The sequence below is a fragment of the Caballeronia sp. Sq4a genome, from assembly GCF_023170545.1.
Taxonomy (GTDB): Bacteria; Pseudomonadota; Gammaproteobacteria; order Burkholderiales; family Burkholderiaceae; genus Caballeronia.
The window spans coordinates 35857-55911 of sequence record NZ_CP084252.1 but is presented as its reverse complement, the minus strand read 5'-3'; the positions used below and the strand labels follow the sequence as shown (position 1 = coordinate 55911).

Annotated in this window: 16 protein-coding genes; 5 read left to right on the top strand and 11 right to left on the bottom strand. The window is 62.8% G+C overall.

Features of this window, described 5'->3' with window-relative positions; all coding sequences use genetic code 11:
• Positions 1 to 130 precede the first annotated feature (130 nt).
• Both LDZ24_RS19865 and LDZ24_RS19860 read left to right on the top strand, forming a co-directional pair.
• Positions 131 to 1930 carry a PAS domain-containing methyl-accepting chemotaxis protein gene (locus LDZ24_RS19865; RefSeq protein WP_248323831.1) on the top strand — a complete coding sequence of 600 codons (1800 nt, stop codon included), beginning with the start codon at positions 131 to 133 and terminating at the stop codon, positions 1928 to 1930.
• The gene (locus LDZ24_RS19860) at positions 1927 to 3390 is read left to right on the top strand and encodes a chemotaxis protein CheW (RefSeq protein ID WP_248323830.1); all 1464 of its coding nucleotides are present in this window, start codon (positions 1927 to 1929) and stop codon (positions 3388 to 3390) included. Before LDZ24_RS19865 ends, LDZ24_RS19860 begins: the two co-directional genes overlap by 4 nt.
• 47 nt (positions 3391 to 3437) lie before the next feature.
• Here the strand turns inward: LDZ24_RS19860 and LDZ24_RS19855 are convergent, their stop codons facing one another.
• From LDZ24_RS19855 to LDZ24_RS19815, 9 genes are all read right to left on the bottom strand, one after another.
• Complete coding sequence (locus LDZ24_RS19855) at positions 3438 to 3956, bottom strand: GNAT family N-acetyltransferase (RefSeq protein WP_248323829.1); 519 nt, start codon at positions 3954 to 3956, stop codon at positions 3438 to 3440.
• 130 nt (positions 3957 to 4086) lie between these two features.
• Positions 4087 to 4884: a DUF2182 domain-containing protein gene (locus LDZ24_RS19850; RefSeq protein ID WP_248323828.1), complete on the bottom strand. Its 798-nt coding sequence runs from the start codon at positions 4882 to 4884 to the stop codon at positions 4087 to 4089.
• Positions 4881 to 5483: a DUF1326 domain-containing protein gene (locus LDZ24_RS19845; RefSeq protein WP_248323827.1), complete on the bottom strand. Its 603-nt coding sequence runs from the start codon at positions 5481 to 5483 to the stop codon at positions 4881 to 4883. The genes LDZ24_RS19850 and LDZ24_RS19845 overlap by 4 nt, the downstream gene beginning before the upstream one ends.
• Before the next feature lie 172 nt (positions 5484 to 5655).
• The gene (locus LDZ24_RS19840) at positions 5656 to 7545 is read right to left on the bottom strand and encodes a bifunctional diguanylate cyclase/phosphodiesterase (protein WP_248323826.1); all 1890 of its coding nucleotides are present in this window, start codon (positions 7543 to 7545) and stop codon (positions 5656 to 5658) included.
• Positions 7546 to 7630: 85 nt separating this feature from the next.
• Positions 7631 to 8560, bottom strand: a complete 930-nt coding sequence (locus LDZ24_RS19835) for a sensor domain-containing diguanylate cyclase (protein ID WP_248324230.1) — start codon at positions 8558 to 8560, stop codon at positions 7631 to 7633.
• A gap of 347 nt (positions 8561 to 8907) precedes the next feature.
• A complete protein-coding gene (locus LDZ24_RS19830) occupies positions 8908 to 9297 on the bottom strand; it encodes a phosphonate transporter (RefSeq protein WP_248323825.1) in 390 nt (129 codons plus the stop codon).
• Positions 9298 to 9407: 110 nt separating this feature from the next.
• Positions 9408 to 10640, bottom strand: a complete 1233-nt coding sequence (locus LDZ24_RS19825; protein WP_248323824.1) for an AMP-binding protein — start codon at positions 10638 to 10640, stop codon at positions 9408 to 9410.
• A gap of 262 nt (positions 10641 to 10902) precedes the next feature.
• A complete protein-coding gene (locus LDZ24_RS19820) occupies positions 10903 to 13374 on the bottom strand; it encodes an ATP-binding protein (protein WP_248323823.1) in 2472 nt (823 codons plus the stop codon).
• Positions 13375 to 13648: 274 nt separating this feature from the next.
• On the bottom strand, positions 13649 to 14488 hold the full coding sequence (locus LDZ24_RS19815) for a glycosyltransferase (RefSeq protein ID WP_248323822.1): 840 nt from the start codon (positions 14486 to 14488) through the stop codon (positions 13649 to 13651).
• A gap of 782 nt (positions 14489 to 15270) precedes the next feature.
• Between LDZ24_RS19815 and oxlT the strand changes: the two genes are divergently transcribed.
• Positions 15271 to 16551 (top strand): oxalate/formate MFS antiporter, encoded by a 1281-nt coding sequence (gene oxlT, locus LDZ24_RS19810; RefSeq protein WP_248323821.1) that lies wholly within the window; start codon positions 15271 to 15273, stop codon positions 16549 to 16551.
• A 147-nt stretch (positions 16552 to 16698) separates the two neighbouring features.
• Here oxlT and LDZ24_RS19805 read toward each other — a convergent pair whose 3' ends face one another.
• Both LDZ24_RS19805 and LDZ24_RS19800 read right to left on the bottom strand, forming a co-directional pair.
• A complete protein-coding gene (locus tag LDZ24_RS19805; RefSeq protein ID WP_248323820.1) occupies positions 16699 to 16980 on the bottom strand; it encodes a hypothetical protein in 282 nt (93 codons plus the stop codon).
• A gap of 128 nt (positions 16981 to 17108) precedes the next feature.
• Positions 17109 to 18599: a PLP-dependent aminotransferase family protein gene (locus tag LDZ24_RS19800; RefSeq protein ID WP_248323819.1), complete on the bottom strand. Its 1491-nt coding sequence runs from the start codon at positions 18597 to 18599 to the stop codon at positions 17109 to 17111.
• 176 nt (positions 18600 to 18775) lie between these two features.
• Between LDZ24_RS19800 and LDZ24_RS19795 the strand changes: the two genes are divergently transcribed.
• Both LDZ24_RS19795 and LDZ24_RS19790 read left to right on the top strand, forming a co-directional pair.
• Positions 18776 to 19528: an SDR family oxidoreductase gene (locus LDZ24_RS19795; RefSeq protein ID WP_248323818.1), complete on the top strand. Its 753-nt coding sequence runs from the start codon at positions 18776 to 18778 to the stop codon at positions 19526 to 19528.
• A 47-nt stretch (positions 19529 to 19575) separates the two neighbouring features.
• Entirely contained in the window at positions 19576 to 20055 is a 480-nt protein-coding gene (locus LDZ24_RS19790; RefSeq protein WP_248323817.1) for a carboxymuconolactone decarboxylase family protein, read from the top strand.

Here is a 20055-nt window from a genome sequence, read left to right as displayed (position 1 = left end):
CCCGACGCATACTTGAGCGCTTGCTTTCCGCGATACGGCTAAAGATCGGCCGTCATGGTGCCGCTAACAAGAGCCTAAGACCCGCCTAAGCCCTGACAGCCATCGAGCACGCTCTGGAAAGACTCGAACCATGAACACGAACGCCGAACCCTCCCTCACCGTATGCGCGTCGAACGCGGCAGCAGCCGGTCAGAAGCCCCTCGCGGAATTGCGCTCCTTGTGGGCCACCACAGAGAAAGAGCGAGCCGTCGTCGAATTCTCGCCCGACGGCGTGATTCTGCGCGCGAATGCCAACTTCCTGACGTTGATGGGCTACCGGGCCGATGAGGTGGTCGGATCCCACCACCGCATCTTCTGCGACGCCGCATACGCCAACAGTCAGGCATACCAGGACTTCTGGATCATGCTCGCGTCCGGACGCGAAGCGAGCGGCGAGTTCAGACGCCTGAACAAGACGCGCTCGGAAGTCTGGATTCACGGCTCGTACACGCCTGTCCTCGACGAAAGCGGCAATGTCCAGAAGATCGTGAAGGTCGCCACCGACATTACCGGCGCGCGCACGCTCGCCGACGATCACGCCGGCAAGGTGCGGGCGATGGAGCGCGCTCAAGCTGTCATCGAGTTTGATCTGCATGGCCACGTCCTTGCGGCGAACGACCTGTTCCTTCATCTGATGGGCTACAGCCTCGAAGAAGTGAAGGGCCAGCATCACCGGATGTTCTGCGAGCCGTCGTACCTCAATACGGACGCTTATCGCTCGTTCTGGGAAAAGCTCGGGCGCGGCGAGTATGACGCTGGGCAGTACAAGCGCATCGCGAAGGGCGGCCGCGAGGTGTGGATTCAGGCGACGTACAACCCGATCTATAGCGCGGACGGCCGGCTCATCAAGATCGTGAAGTTCGCCTCCGACATCACCGAGTTCAAACGCGGCGTCGCTGAACGAGATGGCCGGCTGGCCGCCATCGACCGCGCGAATGCGGTGATCGAGTTCGACCTCGAAGGCAACGTTCTGGCCGCCAATCAGAACTTCACGGATGCGATCGGCTATACGCTGCGCGAGATCGTCGGCAAGCATCACCGGATGTTCTGCGATCCCGAAACGACTGCGACGGCCGAATACCGCGACTTCTGGGCGCGACTGAGCCGCGGCGACTATCATGCCGGGCGCTTCGAGCGCGTCTCCAAGCACGGATACCGCGTGTGGCTTCAGGCTACGTACAACCCCGTGCTCGACGAGTCCGGACGGCCCTACAAGATCGTGAAGTATGCGAGCGACATCACCGCGCAAGTGGAGCGCGAGCGCCGGATGCAGGCCAGTCTGATCGCCATGAGCGAGAAGATCGACGAGCTGTCCCAGTCCATCGACGGCATCGCCACGCGCACGCGCGAGGCAACGGCAGTCGCGACCGAAACGCAGGCCGAGGCGGATACGGGCGGCCGTACGCTGGCTGAATCGATGTCGGCGATCAAGGAGATCGAGCAGTCCTCCGCCGGTATCAGCGAAGTGGTGAAGGTCATCAGCGAGATCGCCACGCAGACCAACATGCTCGCCTTCAACGCAGCCATCGAAGCGGCGCGCGCAGGCGAGCATGGACTGGGCTTTTCCGTCGTCGCGAGCGAAGTGCGTCGGCTGGCCGAGCGTTGTTCGCAGGCGACCAACGAGATTCGTCGCCACATCGACGAGTCCGTGCATCGCATCAAGACCGGGAGCGAAACGTCGGGACGCGCAGCCAACGGCTTCGACCGTATTCGCGCCGGCGTGAACCGTACGACCGAGACCATCGCCGGAATCCATCAGGTAACCGAGAAGCAGGCAACCGCCACGCGTACCGTTTCCGAACTGTTGCGCGAGCTTACGCTGGTAACGGGCGGCGAAGCGGCGGTTCGTTCATCTTCCACCGTGGCCGCGCTGTCCCGCCAGACGCAATGATGGATTCGTCAGCCCTTGTTGTCGGCGTCGTGCAGGTCGGCTCGATCCGCTTCGGGATCCCGGTCGAGCACATCGTGGAGGCGGTGGAAGCGCCTTGCGCCTACCAGCAGATTCCGGGTCAGCCGGCCAGCATGAAGGGATATTTCCTGCTGCGCGGCGACGCCGTTGCCACGCTCGATACCTACGCACTTATCTGCCCCGATGAGACCGCGCACGAGCCAGCGAGACACGTCATCGTTCTGCGCCAGGGCGACGCCGTGTTCGGTATAGAAGTCGATGCAGTCGGCAAAACCGAAGCAATCGACCGAGATAGCCTGATTACGCTCGCGCCAGACCATGAATCCGCAGCGGGCCTCTTTCCTGTGTTGGCCGCGCTCGGAGACCCGTCGTCCCTCATCGGAATTTCGAACATTCATACGTTGTACGAAGCAACGGCGGGAAGGGCTGCTCGTAAGGCGGTTCGGCCGCGCGACTCTGGAAGCCCACGAGCTAGCTCGAACGAGGATGAGAAGTCGCGACGTAGACAGCACGCGATCGTACGTTGCGGCGAGCACCTGCTCGGCGTCGACGCGCTCGCCGTCCGATGTGTCATTCCCATGCCCGAGCTTCAGCAGCCGAGTCCGGGCAACACCACATTTCTGGGTGTCGCGCACTGGTTGGGGGCGGACCTCGCCGTGATGGACCTTCCTGCGGTATTGGGCCTTCCCCAGCGCGAAACGGGGCAAGGCAAGTATCTGCTCGTCCTCGCACACGGTGACCGCGTGACCGGTTTCGCCGTTGATGAGCTTTCAGAACTGGTACTGCTGGCGCCGAAGGACATACGGCCGGTGTCGCCCGTTGCCTTTGCCGAACCCGGCTTCTTCTTCGGCGCTATCGGTACCTCTCGAAGCAGAACGGCGCTGGTTCTGAACCCGGAAGCGCTTTCCAGCAGCGGACGCCTGATGCATCTACCGCGCACCGCAGCTACGCAGAAGACTTCGGCCACGGTGAACGCGGCAGCGGCCTATACCGGTTCCTACATTGTCTTCTCGGTGGCGGGACGTCCTTACGCGACGAACATCGAACACGTGGCCGGGATCGTGACGAATCCCAAGGTCGAAGTGCGCGGCGGCGTAGACCCGGCGAGCCTTGGACTGATCGACTGGCGCAATGACTTCGTCGAGCTCGTGAACCTAAACTTGGCGGCGGGCAGCGACATCGAGCGTTCTGAGCCGCCGCAGGCGCTGGTGGTCGTGGTCGACGGGCTCACGCTCGCGTTTGCGGTAGACGCTGTGCTGACCATGTCGGGGCCGACCGACGCCACGCAGATTTCGCGAGCCTTCGACCCTGAAACGGGCGGCACGTACCAAATCGTAACGATGATCGAGCCGAACCGGATCAGCTATCGACTCATCGACCTCGCTCAAAAGGTGTCCGAGAGGTTCGGCGCGTTACAGGTCGGTGAGGAAGCGGCTGCCTAGGCTTCGCGATTGAAGTCGATGCGCGATTGCCGCTTCATCCTGGCGTCCTACGACGCGGTCCGGCGATCGATTTTCAGCGACATGTGCATCTCGTCGTGAAAGCATCCGTCAACCAACAACGAGTTTCGCTCTAGTCCGAAGGGTTCGAAGCCCAATGACTCGTATAGCCGGATGGCGAACTCGTTGTTCGCGTTAACGGTGAGGTTGATTTGCGTGGTGTCAGGCGTAAGCCGCGCGAACTCGATGAGTTCGACAATGAGCGCTCTGCTGATGCTTCGGCCTCTCATGTCCGGCGCGACATAGACGCCCCAGACAAACGCCTTGTGACTCAGCTTTCGCGGGTGCTCGCGTCCGAGGCCCGCGACGCCGACCAGGCGGGTTCCATCGAAGGAGCCGAATACGCTTTGGCCTCGCTCCGCTGCGAGTTGCTTCTCGACCTCATGCAGCGAGCGACTCGCTTCCTCTTCATAGCTGGAAGCGAATGAGGCAGGACACTCCTTCAGTCCGGCAAGCCGCAGAGAGACGAATGATGACGCGTCGGATGGAGTGAGCTGGCGAACATGCATTGACGGTCCTTTCAACGCGAGAATAGGGATGGCTTGCGTGATTGTCGGTGATTAGAGCAATTTGATCGACTTTCCCATGCACCGGCTCCCCGCCTGCGCCGGTCAACTCGCGTGTGAAGCCGCTACCACCTCATGCGATGATCGCGTGCTGCACGACGAGCCACGCGGACCACGCGATGAGCGCGACGCCGAGCGGCTTGCCAATGCGCCTGCCCGCGCGAAGGTTCTTCTCCGCGGCCATGATCGCGCCGAGCGCCAGCATCCATCCGACGCTCGCGGTCCCGATTGCGAACATCACCAGCATCAGCGCCCAGCAACAGCCGACACAGAAGACGCCGTGACTCGCGCCCAGCATGAAGCTCTCGCGGCGCGCGCTCCGGCCGCGCCAGTGCCCGGCGATGAACATGAGCGGCGAGCGACATTTGTCGAGACACCGCTCTTTGAGCCCGCTGAACTGATAGAGCCCCGCGACGGCGGCAATCGCCGCCCCGACGAGCCAGGCGTGCGCGAACATCGCCGGCGACCGTGCCACGAGCGCATGAAGCGCCGCGTCGAAGCCGTGCGCGAGCAGACCGAAGATCGCCCACGCGGCCGCATAACCGGCGATCAGCAAGGCAATCAGCGCGCGCCTGTCTTCACGCGCAACGGTCATGCGCGCGAAAGCGTCGAAGAGCGGGAAGGCGGTCGGCAGCATCATCGCGGCGATCATCACGAGCCATGCGGCGCTGTAGAGCATTGCCGCAAGCGCCGCGCTCGCGCCGGGCAGCGCGCGGCACAACGCGCCGATGCCCGCGAGGTCGCTCCAGTCCGCCAGGTGCAGGTAGCGCGCGTACGGCCCGGCGTCCCAAATCCAGAGCACGATCCACGCGCTCGCCGTCAACGCGATGAAAAGCGGCGCGAAAAGCCGCGCGCGCGGCTGCGTTTTCATGACGAGAAGCTGAACGATCCTTGAATGGCGTTGTGTCCGCTCAAGTTCAGATCGAGGTCGAGCGCGTCGTACCGCAGGCGGAACGAACTCGCCTTGGCGACGAAGGCGGGCGACCCCGGTATCGTCGAAAAGATGCTCTCGACAAGTTGAGTCGGCTCGCCGGTCGGACCGCGATAAGGCTCCATGTCGGCTTCCACCACGTCCCCGACTTTCATTCTGCCCCGGCCTTCGGCCACCGCGTACTCGATCGGCGCGCGTTGTACCGACACCATCTCGCCGATGAGCTTCACGATGTCCGCGAGCGGTCCGCCGCGCTCGCCACGGTGCACGCTCGCAAGCGCATCGAACTGAGCGTCGCTCGCCTGATCGTCGATGAACATCGCGACGCGCCAGCCGCCTTTCAGCACGTTGCCGGGAATGAACGCGGCGAACGCGACCGTCCTGCCGGAGACATCGACGCCGTCGATCACGCCCCTGTCATAGTGATAGGCGAGCGCGCTACGGCACGTGCCGCTGTCCGGATCTTCGCCGACCCAGCACGGGCACAGGATCTTGCACTCGCACACTTCGAGGATGCTTCCCATCAGTTGATAGCTCACTTGCGCCTCCCCTGCGGTTGAACTGGCGGGCATCACATCGCCCGACAATTCCTGTTTTAGGCGTTAAGCGGGCGAGAAGCAAAGCATCGCCAGAGAGGCGTGACAAGCGCTTATTGAAGCAGTGAGTACAGAGTGGGCGCGAGGAGAAGCCACTGGCGATCAACGTGTCGCGTCACGCGTCATTGCTCTTCAGCCAACTGACGAGATCCTCCGACACGATCGGCTTGCTGAACAGATAGCCCTGCCCTTTCTCGCAGCCGAGCGAGCGGACCACGGATGCCTGCGCCTCGGTTTCGACTCCTTCCGCAACGGTGCTCATGTTCAGGCTCGCCGCCACGCGCACCGTTGCTTCGATCAGCACGCGATGATGCGCGCTCTGCACTGCCTGGCTGACAAAGGATCGATCAATCTTCACCGTAGCCACGGGTAGCTGGTGCAGGCTCGAAAGCGAGGAATAACCGGTGCCGAAGTCGTCGAGCGCCAGGGTCAATCCAAGCGACTTGAGTTGTTGCAACGTGGCCTGCACGGTTTCATCCTGCGCGGCGAGGCTCTCGGTTACTTCCAGTTGCAGCTCGCCGGGATTCATGCCGCTGTCTCGCAGCGTACGCGAAACGTAGGCGACGAATCCTTCGTCCGTCAGTTGGGCGCGAGAGAGATTGACCGCCAGAAGACGCGGGGCCAGGCGCCCCAACTCTCTTTTCCATGCGACGAACTGGCGGCACGCGGTATCCAGCACGTATTCGCCCAATGCGCCGATCAGGCCGCATTCCTCCGCGACGCCGATGAATTCGACCGGCGGCACGACGCCTCTTACCGGGTGACGCCACCGCACCAGTGCTTCGACAGCGGCGGCATGCGGCGGGAACGACCAGCGGTCCGCAGTCGGCGCAAGCATGACGACCGGTTGATAGACGACGAAGAGCTCCTGATTTCCGATCGCACGACGCAAATCATTTTCCATCTGCGCCCGACGCGCAGCGCGCTCGTGCATGGAAGGTTCGAAACTCACATGCCGCGCTCCGCCGCGACGTTTGGCCTCCACCATCGCGATGCTCGCGTCCTGAAGTATCGCGTCGGGGTGCGCGTTCGACGTGGTCGAGTGGACGATCCCGATGCTCACGCTAAGGTGCAGTTGTTGGCCAGCGATCCGGTATGGTTCGCTCAACACACTGAGTAGCCGATCCGCAAGCGAGAGAACGTCCGATTCGGATCGCGGCTCGCCGATCACCACGACGAACTCATCGCCCCCGAGCCGACCCGCCAGCAGGCCGCTGTCATGTTGGCCGTTCTGCGAATCGGGCAGACCCAGTGTCGTCATCAATCGATTGGCGACCTCCGCCAATACTTCGTCGCCCGTGGAGTGGCCGAGAGAATCGTTGATCTGCTTGAAGCGATCGCAATTGATGAATAGCACACTGAAATTGCGGCGCTCATCCGGATTTCGATGGTGCATGCCACCCTGAATGAACTCGCAGATCGACGTGCGGTTCGGCATCATGGTCAGCTTGTCCCGGCGCGCGGCCTCGCCGAGCTTCTTGTCCAGAATGGACTGCTCGCGCTGCGATTCCAGCGTTACGTCGCTCACCATGGCCATCAGGTGGTTACGGTCGAGCTTGAGCAAGCTGATCGACAAGACCTGAGGGGCAATCGTGCTTCTGGAAGAATGCGGAACCGTGATGCGTACCGCATCGCAAACCGGTCCGGCAGGCGCCTCGTATTCCTGGACCATTCGCCGGAATTGCGGCGCGATCGTCTCCAGCACGTCGAACAGGTTGACGAGGTTGCCATCCGGCGACAGCGGCATCAGCAAGCGGGCCGACATCGGGTTGATCATCTCGATCACCCCGAGTGCCGAGATTTGAAGAAGCCCTATCGGCGCCCGATAGAGAAACTCCATCAATGCTTCGTTCGCGGACACCGAGTCGGCCGAAGACTCGACAGCCTCTTCCACGTGCTGCTCGCAGAGCGCTTCCTCGCTTGTCGCGCCGCGCGTTGTGACGCTATCCTGGGATCCGTGGCGTGACATCGCTACGCCGTTGCATCGATTTTCACTCATTCTCATGCGTCGAGCTTCTTAGGTTCCTCGACGACCAAACAGACATGCCAGGGACGATTGCGCAAAGTAAGCGCACAAAGAGTGCCTGCCCTCAACCGAGTTCCACGCGATTCCGACCGGCTGCCTTGGCGGCATACAGTGCCTTGTCGGCTGCGGCCAGCAAATCGGTCACGCAAGACGTCGCATCGGATAACGAGGCAATGCCCGCGCTGACCGTCACCCGTATCGGGCCGGCGCCTGTATCGATCTCGGTGTCCGCGATCGTTGCGCGCACGCGTTCCGCGATGACGAGCGCCTCTTCACGAGACGTTCCCGGAAGCATCAGGCAAAACTCTTCGCCGCCGAGTCGGGCCAGCAGGTCGATGGACCGCAAATGCGCCTTCGCCTTCTGAACGATCTGCGTCAGAACGAGGTCTCCCGCTTGATGCCCGGCGGTGTCGTTGATTCGCTTGAAATGGTCGGCATCGATCATCACGACAGACAACTCTTTGCCCAGTCGCCTCGTTCTCGCCAGCTCCTTCTCCGCGAGTTTGAAGAAATGCGCGCGATTGACCGCGCCGGTGAGATGATCGGTGGTGAGAAGGCGAGTGAGTTCGTCGCTCGAAATCTTGCGTTCGGAGACGTCGCGTACGACGACCGAATATCCTGCGATGTCCGCATCATCTTCTCGCAAGACGGCGACCAGGATTTGCGCGGCATAGCGGCGGCCCTGCTTGCTTTCGCACCAACGCTCCTGAATATGCCAGCCCTCCTCGCGCGTCAGCGAAATATGCTCGGGGCTGCAATACGGATCCACAGCCTCGGGCGCGTAAAAGAGGTCCAGCGTATGGCCAAGCACTTCTTCCGCGCCGAAGCCCGTGAGTTGCTCGACGGAAGCATTCCAGCTGTCGATGCGGCCAGCGGCATCGAGCGTGAAAAAGGCGAAATCGTTGACGCTCGTATAGATGCCCGCGAGCCATGACTCATGCTGTCTCGCGCGTCGTTCGGCCTCGACCTGACGCGAGATGTCGGAGAGCGTCATCATCAACGTACTGCTGTTGACCTTGATGATGTTGCATGACAGGACCATCGGGCGATCGGCACTGGGCGCGATCACGATTCGATGGCCCTCGCAAACCCGACCCCGCTCCGCCGGAAAGCTCGACACGAGGTTGCGCAACTCCGGCGCGACGTTGGTCAGACTCTCGAACACATTGCCGACGCCCATGCGCCCGGCAAGCGGCATGAGCAACTGGACCGCGACTGGATTGAGCATGTCCACATCGCCATTCAAGCCACTCCGGACGATGCCGATGGGTGACATATACATGAACGACAGCAGCGCCTCGTGCTCCGCTTCCAATGCGCCTTCCACGGTGGTCATGACGTTCACTTGCCGGTCTGACGTTGCACGAGAAGAAAGCGGGTTTCGCTGCGGCTGGACTTCATGAGCCTCAGTTGCACGGGCGTCGGCCTCATGCGCAGCGTCAAAACGTACGGCAGCACTTCGTCGAGTTCGGCTTCGTCCTCGAACCGTTGCGCCACCATGAAGTTGTTCATGCACGGCGCGACTTCTTCGAACAGATGTCTGCCGAGGACGCGAGTGGCGCTCAGTCCCGCGCTCGATGATTCCAGAGCGTTGTAGTGAGTCACGGCGTAAGTCGCGTCGAATCCGATCACTCCGAATTCGAGTTCGTCGAGCTCGGGCTCACCGGCTGCGACGAGGTCGTCGAATAACACTGAATCGAACGTATGCTTGAAAGTAGACTGGCCAATCATTATTCTTCTCTCCGCGTGAAGGGATCGTCATTCGCACGCTATAACGGCAGCAAGCTCGAATACTTTATCGTGGGCGACAATCGGGCTGCGGTGCGTTCGCGTGTTGGGGCCTACACGCGCCAGTCAGAGAGCTTGCCGCAGTCGCTGACAGGAAGTCGTTCACCGAACGTGAAACCTTTAGGCCGTTCCGGAGCGGACAGTCGCGCCAGTGTCCATCGGTCGAGTTCGATCGAGAGCCGTTCAATGTCGACACCCGCTGCCGGAACAACGAATGCCTTCAATCGAGCACCCTCGCTCGGGTCCATCAAACGGACGGCGGCATCAGCGACGTGAGGATGCTGCAACAACACTTCACGCACCCGCGCCGGGAAGACGTTAGTGCCGGCCACCTGCACGGCGTCGTCCATTCGACCACGAACGATGAAGCTGTCCTCGGTCATCCATTGCACACGGTCTTGCAGCGCGACGCTTCTTTCGCGACCGTCTTCAGCAACGCGAATGAGTCGAGTGGCGTCCGCGGCGTCTCGCGTCCAGAATGGCATCAACTGAAAAGCCGGCGCAGGAAGCTCGCGCACACCGACGCCAGCCGTTTCGGAGCTTCCATAGATCTCCAGCACGCGATCGAACGTCCCCTCGGCAATCAGGGCTTGCGCGAGTTGCGGCGGGCAAGGAGCAGTCGATGTCAACGCCGCTACGCCACGAGGAATCGAGCCTGCGAAGCGAGCAAGCAGCGCCAGATGCGCCGGATGACTGACCAATAGATCGCCCGATGCCATCATGCGCGGCAATGCAGACGGCGTGACGTGCCGAACGTCGATGACCTCGATGCCACCTAAACTCAATGGCAAGAGCACGGTGAAGAGAAAGCCGTAGATGTGATGCGCTGGCACGGCCGCGAGGACGCGGCGCGTTCCGGCGAAGATTCCGGAGACGTGTTCAGCCTCGCGCTCGAGGTCGGCTAATGCGTGGACGCATGTTTTCGGTTTGCCCGTCGATCCGGAGGTTCGGAAAACCAGTTGGGCGCTGTACTGCTTCAATCCTCTGGCGACGACGCTCAGCCAGTCGCCGAAGCTGCGCTGGGCCAAGAGCGCATCGTCGAGTCCGCTCTCGTGCAGCTGAGTCAGTTCCGCGACTGACGTGGCAATGGAAAGCCGTTCGATGGAATCGAGACCGAGGCCGTCTTCGCCCATACTGAGTTCGGGCGACCACGGAAAGCGTTCTGGCGTCGCGCTTCCGGGCCGCAGGTGTCGCCACTCCGCTGCAATGGCATCGCCGAGAAAGCGCGCCAACGTACCGGGCGCTTCATGCCATTCGCTATGACGTGAGTCCAATGCAACGGACATCGCTGTATCTTCTCTATAGAGTTGAGAAAAAGGCCGGTAAAGACTGCTTTCGGCGCGCGCTTGTATTGATCCGGCTCGGCGCCGATGACGTGTCATTCAATTTACGGCAGGGCTTCTGGAAGCTTTAGCTTTTTGCTGGTCCGCAAAGGCTGCCTGACAGCGTAACGGGTCGCGCAAGCGACAGGCTACCGCGCGCTGCATTCAGACGCGTCCGCGACGTGCCATGCAAGCGCGGCGGTAAAGGCATGCAGCGCATGCGGGCTCAATCATCGGTTCTCGCGCCGATGCCCGCGAGCAGCGCCGCCAGTTGCTCCATGACGATCGGCTTGACCAGATGGTGATCGAACCCGGCCTGCGTGCTGCGGTGACGATCTTCCGCTTGCCCGTACCCGGTCACCGCGATCAACGTCGCATCGGCCGTCTCCGGGCGCTCGCGCAGGCGCCGCGCAAGCTCGTTGCCGTCCATGCCCGGCAGGCCGATGTCGAGCAGACAGGCGTCGGGACGCTCCTGCGACGCGCGCTCCAGCGCCCGCCGCGCTTCATGTTCGACGATGACGTCGTGTCCGCACGACGCGAGCAGCGTACCGAGTGCTTCGGCCGCGTCCACATTGTCGTCGACGATCAGCAGCTTGAGGCGCTCATTGGGCGCCCAGTCCGTTTGTTCCGCTTGTCGCTCGGCTGCCGCCGGCTGCGCCTGCATCAACGGCAGCCTGACCACGAACGTACTTCCCGCATCGAGTCCCGCGCTGAAGCAATCCACCGTCCCGCCGTGCAGTTCAACCAGATGCTTGACCAGAGCGAGCCCGAGGCCCAGGCCGCCCAAAGAGCGGTCGGACGAGCGCTCGGCTTGCGTGAACAAGTCGAACGCGCGCGCCGTCAGTTCCGCCTCCATGCCGATGCCGTCGTCGCGCACCGTCAGCGCGAGTTGGTCGCCGTCTATGTCGAGGCTTATTTCGATGCCGCCCCCGATGGGCGTGAATTTCGACGCGTTATGAAGCAGGTTGGCCGCGACCTGTACGAGCCGCGCCTTATCGCCCAGTACTGTCGCCTCGTGCGAGGGCAGGCGCACCGCCAGGCGCTGCGCGCGCGCCTGCGTCAGCGGGCGAACCTGCTCGATGGCTTCCTCTATCACGAGCCGCGCGTCGACCGGCGCTCGGGCCAGCGTGACGAGCCCACGCGTGACGCGCGACACATCGAGCAGATCGTCGACGAGTCCGGTCATATGAGCGACCTGGCGCGCGATGATGGCGCTGCTGCGGCGCACCTGTTCTTCGTCCAGCTTGCTGATCTTCAATAGCTGCGCGGCCGCGGATATGGGCGCCAGCGGGTTGCGTAATTCATGCGCGAGCATGGCGAGGAACTCGTCTTTGCGCTGATCGGCCGCTTTGAGCTTCTCTTCCGCAATCTTGCGATCGGTGATGTCACGAAAGAACGACGCGATCCCGCCTTCGCCGGTCGGATAGGCGCGAAGTTCGACCCAGACCACGTTGCCGTCGGGACGGCTGTGACAGTATTCCGACGCGCCGGCCTCGCCGCTTTCGATCACCCGCTGATAGAGGCGTGCCAGATCCGTGGCGATCACTTCGGGCCACAGTCGCGCGTGGCCGCGCCCGACCACCTCCTCCTTCGTGCGACCCAAGATGCGCAGACCCTCGGCATTCATGTAAGTGACGATCGAACACGCGTTCATCAGCATGAAGCCTTCGCGAATGGTGTCGAAGATGTAGCGGCTTTGATCGCGTTCGGCGCGCAGTTCCGCCTGCGCGCGCGCTGCCTCGACGGCCGACCACGTGCGCTCGGCCATGTCGCGCGCGAACCGCATGTCGCTAGCGGTCCATTCATACGGTTCGGCCCGGTGCAGGCCGAGAAACGCAACCAGACGCCCCGCCTTAATGAGCGGCACCGCGATGAACGAGCGGATGCCGGTCAGTCCATACGAGTTCGCGAAGTCGACCGTGCGCGGATCGGTGCCGCTGTCGCTGACGGTGACGACCTCGCCGGCACGCAGCGGATCGATGATGGCCGGGCCGAAGTCGTCGAGGGCGAATCCCATTCCGGCGAGACTCGGCAACGGCGGCGCAGTCCAGTCGCGCGGCACGAAGAAGTTCTTACCGCTTTCGTCGCATTCCCCGTAGATCACCCGCGCGAGCTTCAACTGCTCGCCGATGAGCGCGCTCGCTCGGGCGACCACGTCCTCTGGCGAGGTTAATGCGCGCAGTGCCTCCGACACCTTGAGCTCGAACGCGGCACGCCGTTCAGCGAGCACGCGTTCGGTCGTCTCGATGACCGTGCAGTACATCCCGCCGACACGCCCGGAATCGTCCTGCAACGGCGAGTACGAGAAGGTGAAGAAGCTCTGCTCCGGGTAACCGTGGCGTATCACGGTAAGCGGCAGATCCTCGAAATAGGAAGACCGGTTCGACATCGCGCCGTCGATGATCGGCGCGATGTCAGGCCAGATTTCCGCCCAGATCTGCTCGAAACGGCCGCCGAGCGCGGCCGGGTGCTTGCGGCCCATGATGACCGCGTAGGCATCGTTATAGAGAAAGCCGAGCTCCGGGCCCCAGGCGACGAACATCGGGAAAGCCGAGTTGAGCACCATGCTGACTGCGGTAACCAACGGCGCCGGCCATTCCGACGGATGCCCGAGCGGCGACGCGCTCCAGTCGTACTGGCGCAGCAACGCGCGAACCTCGCCGCCGCCTTCGAACATTGTGTCCCAAACATCGGGCATTGAACTGCTCCTTTGTCATCACATCGACGCGCTCGCCGAGCCGAAAGGATTCAACCATGTTGGCAGGACGGTTATCGCCGTGGCAGCGATTGTCGCGCGTCGGTCGGTTTGCCACCAGACCATTGGGCACCTTTTTGCGTTCTGGATGAAGGGACCGCCGCGCGACGAGGCCAACGCCGACAAAACGCACGACCGGTCGTTGCGGGCCGACAACGCATGCGTCAGATAGGTGGTGTCAATGCGCTTCGTGACTAAGGCCGCTCCGCGCGACGGCTCATGCGAGCGCTTCGCGCAGATAGTCGGCTGCGCGGCGCGAGCATATCTGCGCGAAGCCTTCGCGCGCGAGCCGCTCCCGCTCGGCGGGCGACGAGAGAAGCTGGGCCGCGCGCGCGCTCAACGCGTCGTAGTCGGCGAAGGCGATCGCCTGCGCGAGCGGGGCTTCATCGAGCGCGTCGGCGCATCGCTCACTCAGCACCGCGCAGCGGTTGGCGAGCAGATACGAAAGCCGCACGATTTCCAGCACGCTATCCGCGCGGCTGTGCACGTTCAGCATCAGCTTCGCGCGTGCGATTAGCCGGTCGCGCGGGCGCCCATAGAGCCCGAACGCCGCGACCGCCTTGATGCCCGCCGCGCGCATTCTGTCGATGACGCGCGCCCTTCGCTCGCAAAGCGAGCCGCAGAAGAGCACGTCGATATCGCGCGGTACGGCAAACCGTATGCGCGTGAGTTCCGGGACATAGCCGATGGGCACCACGCGATCGACATGCACGCCTAGCGCGGCAAACGCGCGCGCGTTCGCCACGCTATAGTCCCACACGACATGACGACGCAAGAGCGTGAGCAGCGCAGGCGTGATCCAGGGCGACCCCGCGTGAACCTGTTCGAGGTTATAGAGAATGGCGTCGGGCGAAAGCGGCAGTGCGTGGTGGGGCAGCAGGTTCGATCCCAACACGATGTGCCGCCGCCCGTCGAGCCGTCCTTCTGTCGTCATTACGCTGTCCTGACCAATCGACAGCAGCCCATAGTGGAGCGTCTCGGCCACTTCGTGAAACGCGGCGGAATGCGCATAGCCCGGCGGCGAGACCACAGTGACGGCGAATTTCGTCGGCTTCATTTGGATTAGCTCTACGCGCTCAGGCTGGAGCAGCGCTCTGCCTTCGCGGGTCGCGCGGCGCACGCCCCCGTTCGCGAAGCGGGCGCATCGTGAAGCTGGTATGGACGCGCCAAGCCGATAGCGTACGCTGCACGCGCCCGCGCAGCAAATGCCCGTGTACGCGCCACATCGGCGCGCTTTACGTCGAACCCGCTCGCGTGAGCGGAAAGTGTCGCAGAGACTTAGCGACGAACACTCGGCCATTACCGACGCCATTCGCCGCGCGCACCGCGTCGGGGCGCGTCGCATTTACGCGCGCACCGGCAAGGTCTCGGCGCACCATATGACGGCATCCCGCTGTGTCGCTACGGATCAGTGATGGCGGGCTAAGAGCCCTTGCTTGAAGGCGCTCTCAGGGTTTCCACCGAGGATTGGCACGGATCTCGCATTGTCTTCTCCCGTTGCATACAAGGACATCTTCAATGCTTTTGGCGCACGCGCAATTCGCCGCAAACCAACTGAGTGCGGCAGCGCTTTCCGTCGGAGACCGCCGACGCACTGCGTGCACTCGACCACGACGTCGAAATGCTCCGCGCCTGTGACGAGGCGACGAGCCAAGCATATGCAAATCTTTCGCCCTCCTAATGGACTAATACGAGCCGGTCACGATCCGAGCATCCACGGAACGGGCGCGCGCTAGTAAGCCATAAGCCGCAATGCCTAGAACACTTTTCGGACCGCATTCGTCGGGACCGGAGGGCATGACTCATCTTTTCTATCTGCAAATTTTTCGGGGAACGCATATGAACGCACGCATCGAGACACTGCACGAAGAAGCAGGCGCGCCCGCGAGCACGACGCATCACCGCTGGGTTCAGCTCGGCCTCGGCCTGCTCTGCATGATGTCCATTTCCAGCCCGCAATACGTATGGACGCTGCTCACCAAACCGCTGTCGACGAAGCTCGGCGTGCCGCTGCCTGAACTGCAAATCACGTTCTCGCTGCTCATCATCCTGCAGACGTTCTTCTCGCCGTTTCAGGGCAAGCTCATCGACCGCTTCGGTCCGCGCCTCCTGATTTCGCTCGGCACGGTCATGTCGGGCCTGAGCTGGGTGCTTTCGTCGATGGCGACCAGCACACCGATGCTCTATCTCACCTATGGTCTCGTGGGCGGTCTCGGCACCGGCATCGTGTATGTCGGCGTGGTCGGCCTGATGGTGCGCTGGTTCCCCGACCGGCGCGGCTTCGCAGCGGGCGCAGTGGCCGCGGGCTACGGCATGGGCGCGATCGTGACGACGTTCCCGATCTCGGCATCGCTGGCAGCGCGCGGACTGGACGCAACGCTTTGGCTCTACGGCATCGCGTTCGCGGTGGTAGGCTTCGTCGCATCGCAAGGTTTGCGCGTGCCGCGCGACGCAACGCCCTCGAAGGCATCGGCAACGGCCGCATCGGACGTGCGAAATCTGCGCCCTTCGCAGATGATGAAGTCGCCGCTCTTCTGGCTCATGTTCGCCATGATGACGATGATGTCGACCTCGGGCCTCATGGTCACGTCGCAAATGGCGACCTTCGCGGCGGACTTCGGGATCACGAAGGTCGTCGTGTTCGGCATGGCCGCGCTGCCGCTCGCGCTCACCATCGACCGTTTCACCAACGGTCTGACGCGCCCGCTCTTCGGGCTGGTATCGGACAGATTCGGCCGTGAAAACACGATGTTTTTCGCCTTTGCGCTGGAAGGTGTCGCGATGGCGTTGTGGCTCCTGACGCGCGACAACGCCGTGTTGTTCGTGCTGCTCTCGGGCGTCGTCTTCTTCGGCTGGGGCGAGATCTTCTCGCTGTTTCCGTCGACGCTTACCGATACTTTCGGCACGCGCCACGCGACCGAGAACTACGGCTGGCTCTATATCGCGCAGGGCATCGGCTCAATCTTCGGCGGGCCGCTGGCTGCGCTGCTGCATCAGCACGCGGGTAGCTGGGTGCCGGTTTTCAGCGTCGGGATCACGCTGGATATCGTGACAGCGGTGCTCGCCATTCTGGTGCTCAAGCCGATGCGCGCGCGCTTTCTCGGCAAGGAGATTGTTTGAGCGGCTTCTCAGGACTTTCGGGGCGGTGTCGGAATGGCATCGCCGCGTGAAATGCAACGGGCGAGCCATGCGCGCGGATCGCGTGACTCGCCTGCTTAGCGAAATTCTAGGCGGCCGCACGTTGCTCGGGCAGCCGCGCTGGAGTGATCAGGATCCCTTATAAACGTTACACGTAAGTCCCGGCGGGCAGTTCGCCGGGTTGCGGGCTCTGGCCCACTCGCCGTAGTTGCGGGCGCCGGCCGAGCTATCGCCGTAGGCGGCGCCGCCATAGTCCGAGCCGCGATAAGTGGACGGCCCATACGTCGCCATGCTCGAATCGGTGGTGTGAGATGCGCCGGCCATCGGCGCGCTTTGTTCCTGGGCGAGAGCGGTGCCGCTCGCAACAACAAGTACGGCGGCCGCGGCCGTGACAAGATGACGTGTTTTCATTCCGAGTTCCTCTCAAAGATTACCCGCTGGAGAGCATCGCAACAGCACGACACCGTCCCGCAGGCTATTCGTCTGAGCAACCGATGTACCAGCGTCGCGCTGTTCGCGTCGGCATCGAAACGGCCCCGTCAGCGATCCAGGCAGCTTCGCAACTTCCGGGCAAGACGAGCCGCTTCACTCGCATCGGTGATGTTCGCAAAACCCATGACAAGCCCGCGCGGCGTACGCGGCATACGTGCGTTCGCATACCAGATCGAAAGCGGCAGCACGCCGAGACCCGCTTCGCGGGCTCGCGCGGCGACAGCGACATCGTCGACCGGGCCATTGGAGGTTTCAGCGAACCGCACGGCGAACTGGATGCCGCCGGGTGGCAGATCGATGTTCAACCGCTTGCCGAAAGCCTGCTCCAGCGCATAGGCAATGAACACGCGTCGTTGCCCGTATAACGCACGCATCTTCTTCACATGCCGCGCGAAATGTCCCTGCTCGATGAAGTCCGTCGCGGCAGCCTGCAATAGCGCGGGCGACCCGGCGTTCATGGAGCATGCCACCCGCCCGACGCGCTCGACAGCACGGTCAGGAACCACCGCATACGCGAGCCGCAGGCCGGGAAACAACACCTTGCTAAACGTACCGGTGTAGATCACACGATCGTGCCGATCGAGGCTCTTCAGGGCCGGCAACGGCCTGCCTGAGTAGCGGAATTCGCTGTCGTAGTCGTCTTCGATAATCCAGCGCGCGCCCTTCTTCGCCCAGTCCAGCAGCGCGAGGCGTCTCGTCAGCGACAGGACCTGTCCGAGCGGGCTTTGATGCGACGGCGTGACCAGCGCAAAGCGCGCGTCGGGATCGAGTTCGATGCCGCGCGCTATATCCATCCCTTCATCGTCGACGGGCACGGGCGTCAATTGCACGCCGGTCTCCGTCAGGAAGTTACGCGCGAGCAGATAGCCGGGATCCTCGAACCACATGCGATCGTTCGATTGCGCGAGACTGCGCAGCACGAGTTCGAGCGTCGCGCGATATCCGCCGGTAATGAACACCTGCTCGGGCAGGCACGTGACACCGCGCGACAAGCCGAGGTAGGTGGCAATGCGTTCGCGCAGCGGTCTGTAGCCCATCGGATCGGGATAGCCGAGCATCGCGCGATCCCCGCTACGCACGCGACGCGAAACCAGCCGGCTCCATATTTTGCGCGGAAACGCGTCCAGCGCCGGCAGCCCCGGCTGCAACGGCCGCGGCTCGCCACTCATGGCAACGGTGACCGTGCCCTCGGATCGCGTCGGCTGGCTGCGTTGCGCGGCTCGCGTCTTCGCGCTGCCCGCCTTATTTTCGACTGCGCCGTGCACCACCGACGCCGGCAGCGACGGCGATACGAACGTGCCGGCGGCCCCGCGCATTTGCAGATAGCCCTCGTCGACGAGAATCGAATAGGCCAGCTCGACGGTGCCGCGGGCCGTGCTCAACTGCGTCGACAGATTGCGCAGCGCGGGCACGCGCTCACCCGGACGCAAATGCCCGGCTGCGATCGCCGTTCTGAATCGCTCGCATATTTGCAAATAGATCGGCAACGGCTTCAGCCGATCGATTTCGATAGCCAATGCAGGACTTCGAGCGTTCATGATCGTCTCTCCGTCAACGCGCAGCAGGGCAATCTTGGACTAGTCATATCGACGATTCTTGCCCCTTATTTGTAGACCATCATTGTCCCATACTGGTTGTGGGCAATGCGACGGCGGAGAACACCTTCAGGCGTCACCACGCCCGCTGTTTTCTTCGACATATCGGAGGATCTGCCATGAAGATCGTCGTAATCGGTGGTTCGGGGCTCGTCGGCTCGCGTCTGGTCGCACTGCTCAACGAGGCAGGACACCATGCGCTCGCTGCATCCCCGCGTACCGGCGTCAACACCATAACGGGCGAAGGTCTCACCACGGCGCTCATGGACGCGGATGTCGTCGTCGATGTAACGAACGCGCCGTCATGGGAACCGCAGGCGGTGCTCGATTTCTTCCGCACCTCGGCGCGCAATCTCGGCAAGGCCGAAGTGGCGGCGGGCGTGGGCCATCACGTCGCGCTGTCGATCGTCGGAACCGACCGCATGCCGGATAACGCGTATTTCGCCGCCAAAGTCGCGCAGGAAGAGGCGATCAAGGCGGCGGGTATTCCGTACACGATCGTGCGGGCCACGCAATTCATGGAGTTCATTGGGGGCATCGCCGACTTCAGCACGGAGAGCGGCACAGTGCGCGTCGGCGACGGCCAGTTTCAGCCGATCGCCGTGGATGACATCGTGGCGATCCTCTCGCAAGTGGCGCTCGCGGCGCCTCTGAACGACACCATCGACATAGCCGGCCCGGATCGCGCCCCGTTCGCGGAGATCATCGCGCGATACCTGAAATCCGTAGGCGACGCACGCCCGGTCGTGACGGACCCGAAGGCGCGGTATTACGGCGGCGTGGTCGAGGAACTATCGCTCGTGCCGCTCGGCGAAGCGCGCATCGGTCAAATTGGTCTCGATCAGCGGCTCGCCCAGGTCAAACGCGGCTGACTGTCTTCGCAGAACTTTCACCATACACATTCACTTAGGAGTACATCATGACGCAACGCATCGATTACTTTCAGCAATCGCCCGAACTTTCGAAGAAGCTCATTCAGCTCGGCACGCTGCTTCAGGAATCGACGATCGAAACGCACATCCGCGAGCTCGTCGAGATTCGGGCGTCACAGCTCAATGGCTGCGCCTTCTGCGTCGACATGCATGTGAAGATGGCGAAGATTCATGGCGAGCGCGAACTGCGCCTGCATCACGTGGCGATCTGGCGCGAGTCGACGCTGTTCTCGCCGCGCGAGCGGGCCGCGCTCCAATGGGCCGAGGTGCTGACGAACATTCCTTCTCACGGCGTGCCGGACGACATCTACGACAGCGTGCGCGCCCAGTATTCCGATAAGGAGCTCTCGGACCTCACCTTCCTCGTGGGAATCATCAATAGCTGGAACCGGCTCAATGTCGCGTTCCGTACGGCGCCCGGTTCGGCCGACAAGGCATTCGGGCTCGACAAGGCCGGCTTGGAGTGA

Bases quoted from the DNA above. Each gene is read 5' to 3' on its own strand.
- LDZ24_RS19835 (WP_248324230.1), bottom strand. From the start codon at position 8,560: ATGACGCTCTCCGACATCTCGCGTCAGGTCGAGGCCGAACGACGCGCG.
- LDZ24_RS19825 (WP_248323824.1), bottom strand. From the start codon at position 10,640: ATGTCCGTTGCATTGGACTCACGTCATAGCGAATGGCATGAAGCGCCC.
- LDZ24_RS19805 (WP_248323820.1), bottom strand. From the start codon at position 16,980: ATGAAAACACGTCATCTTGTCACGGCCGCGGCCGCCGTACTTGTTGTT.
- LDZ24_RS19850 (WP_248323828.1), bottom strand. From the start codon at position 4,884: ATGAAAACGCAGCCGCGCGCGCGGCTTTTCGCGCCGCTTTTCATCGCG.
- LDZ24_RS19815 (WP_248323822.1), bottom strand. From the start codon at position 14,488: ATGAAGCCGACGAAATTCGCCGTCACTGTGGTCTCGCCGCCGGGCTAT.
- oxlT (WP_248323821.1), top strand. From the start codon at position 15,271: ATGAACGCACGCATCGAGACACTGCACGAAGAAGCAGGCGCGCCCGCG.
- LDZ24_RS19795 (WP_248323818.1), top strand. From the start codon at position 18,776: ATGAAGATCGTCGTAATCGGTGGTTCGGGGCTCGTCGGCTCGCGTCTG.
- LDZ24_RS19840 (WP_248323826.1), bottom strand. From the start codon at position 7,545: ATGAGAATGAGTGAAAATCGATGCAACGGCGTAGCGATGTCACGCCAC.
- LDZ24_RS19865 (WP_248323831.1), top strand. From the start codon at position 131: ATGAACACGAACGCCGAACCCTCCCTCACCGTATGCGCGTCGAACGCG.
- LDZ24_RS19855 (WP_248323829.1), bottom strand. From the start codon at position 3,956: ATGCATGTTCGCCAGCTCACTCCATCCGACGCGTCATCATTCGTCTCT.
- LDZ24_RS19830 (WP_248323825.1), bottom strand. From the start codon at position 9,297: ATGATTGGCCAGTCTACTTTCAAGCATACGTTCGATTCAGTGTTATTC.
- LDZ24_RS19860 (WP_248323830.1), top strand. From the start codon at position 1,927: ATGATGGATTCGTCAGCCCTTGTTGTCGGCGTCGTGCAGGTCGGCTCG.
- LDZ24_RS19800 (WP_248323819.1), bottom strand. From the start codon at position 18,599: ATGAACGCTCGAAGTCCTGCATTGGCTATCGAAATCGATCGGCTGAAG.
- LDZ24_RS19820 (WP_248323823.1), bottom strand. From the start codon at position 13,374: ATGCCCGATGTTTGGGACACAATGTTCGAAGGCGGCGGCGAGGTTCGC.
- LDZ24_RS19790 (WP_248323817.1), top strand. From the start codon at position 19,576: ATGACGCAACGCATCGATTACTTTCAGCAATCGCCCGAACTTTCGAAG.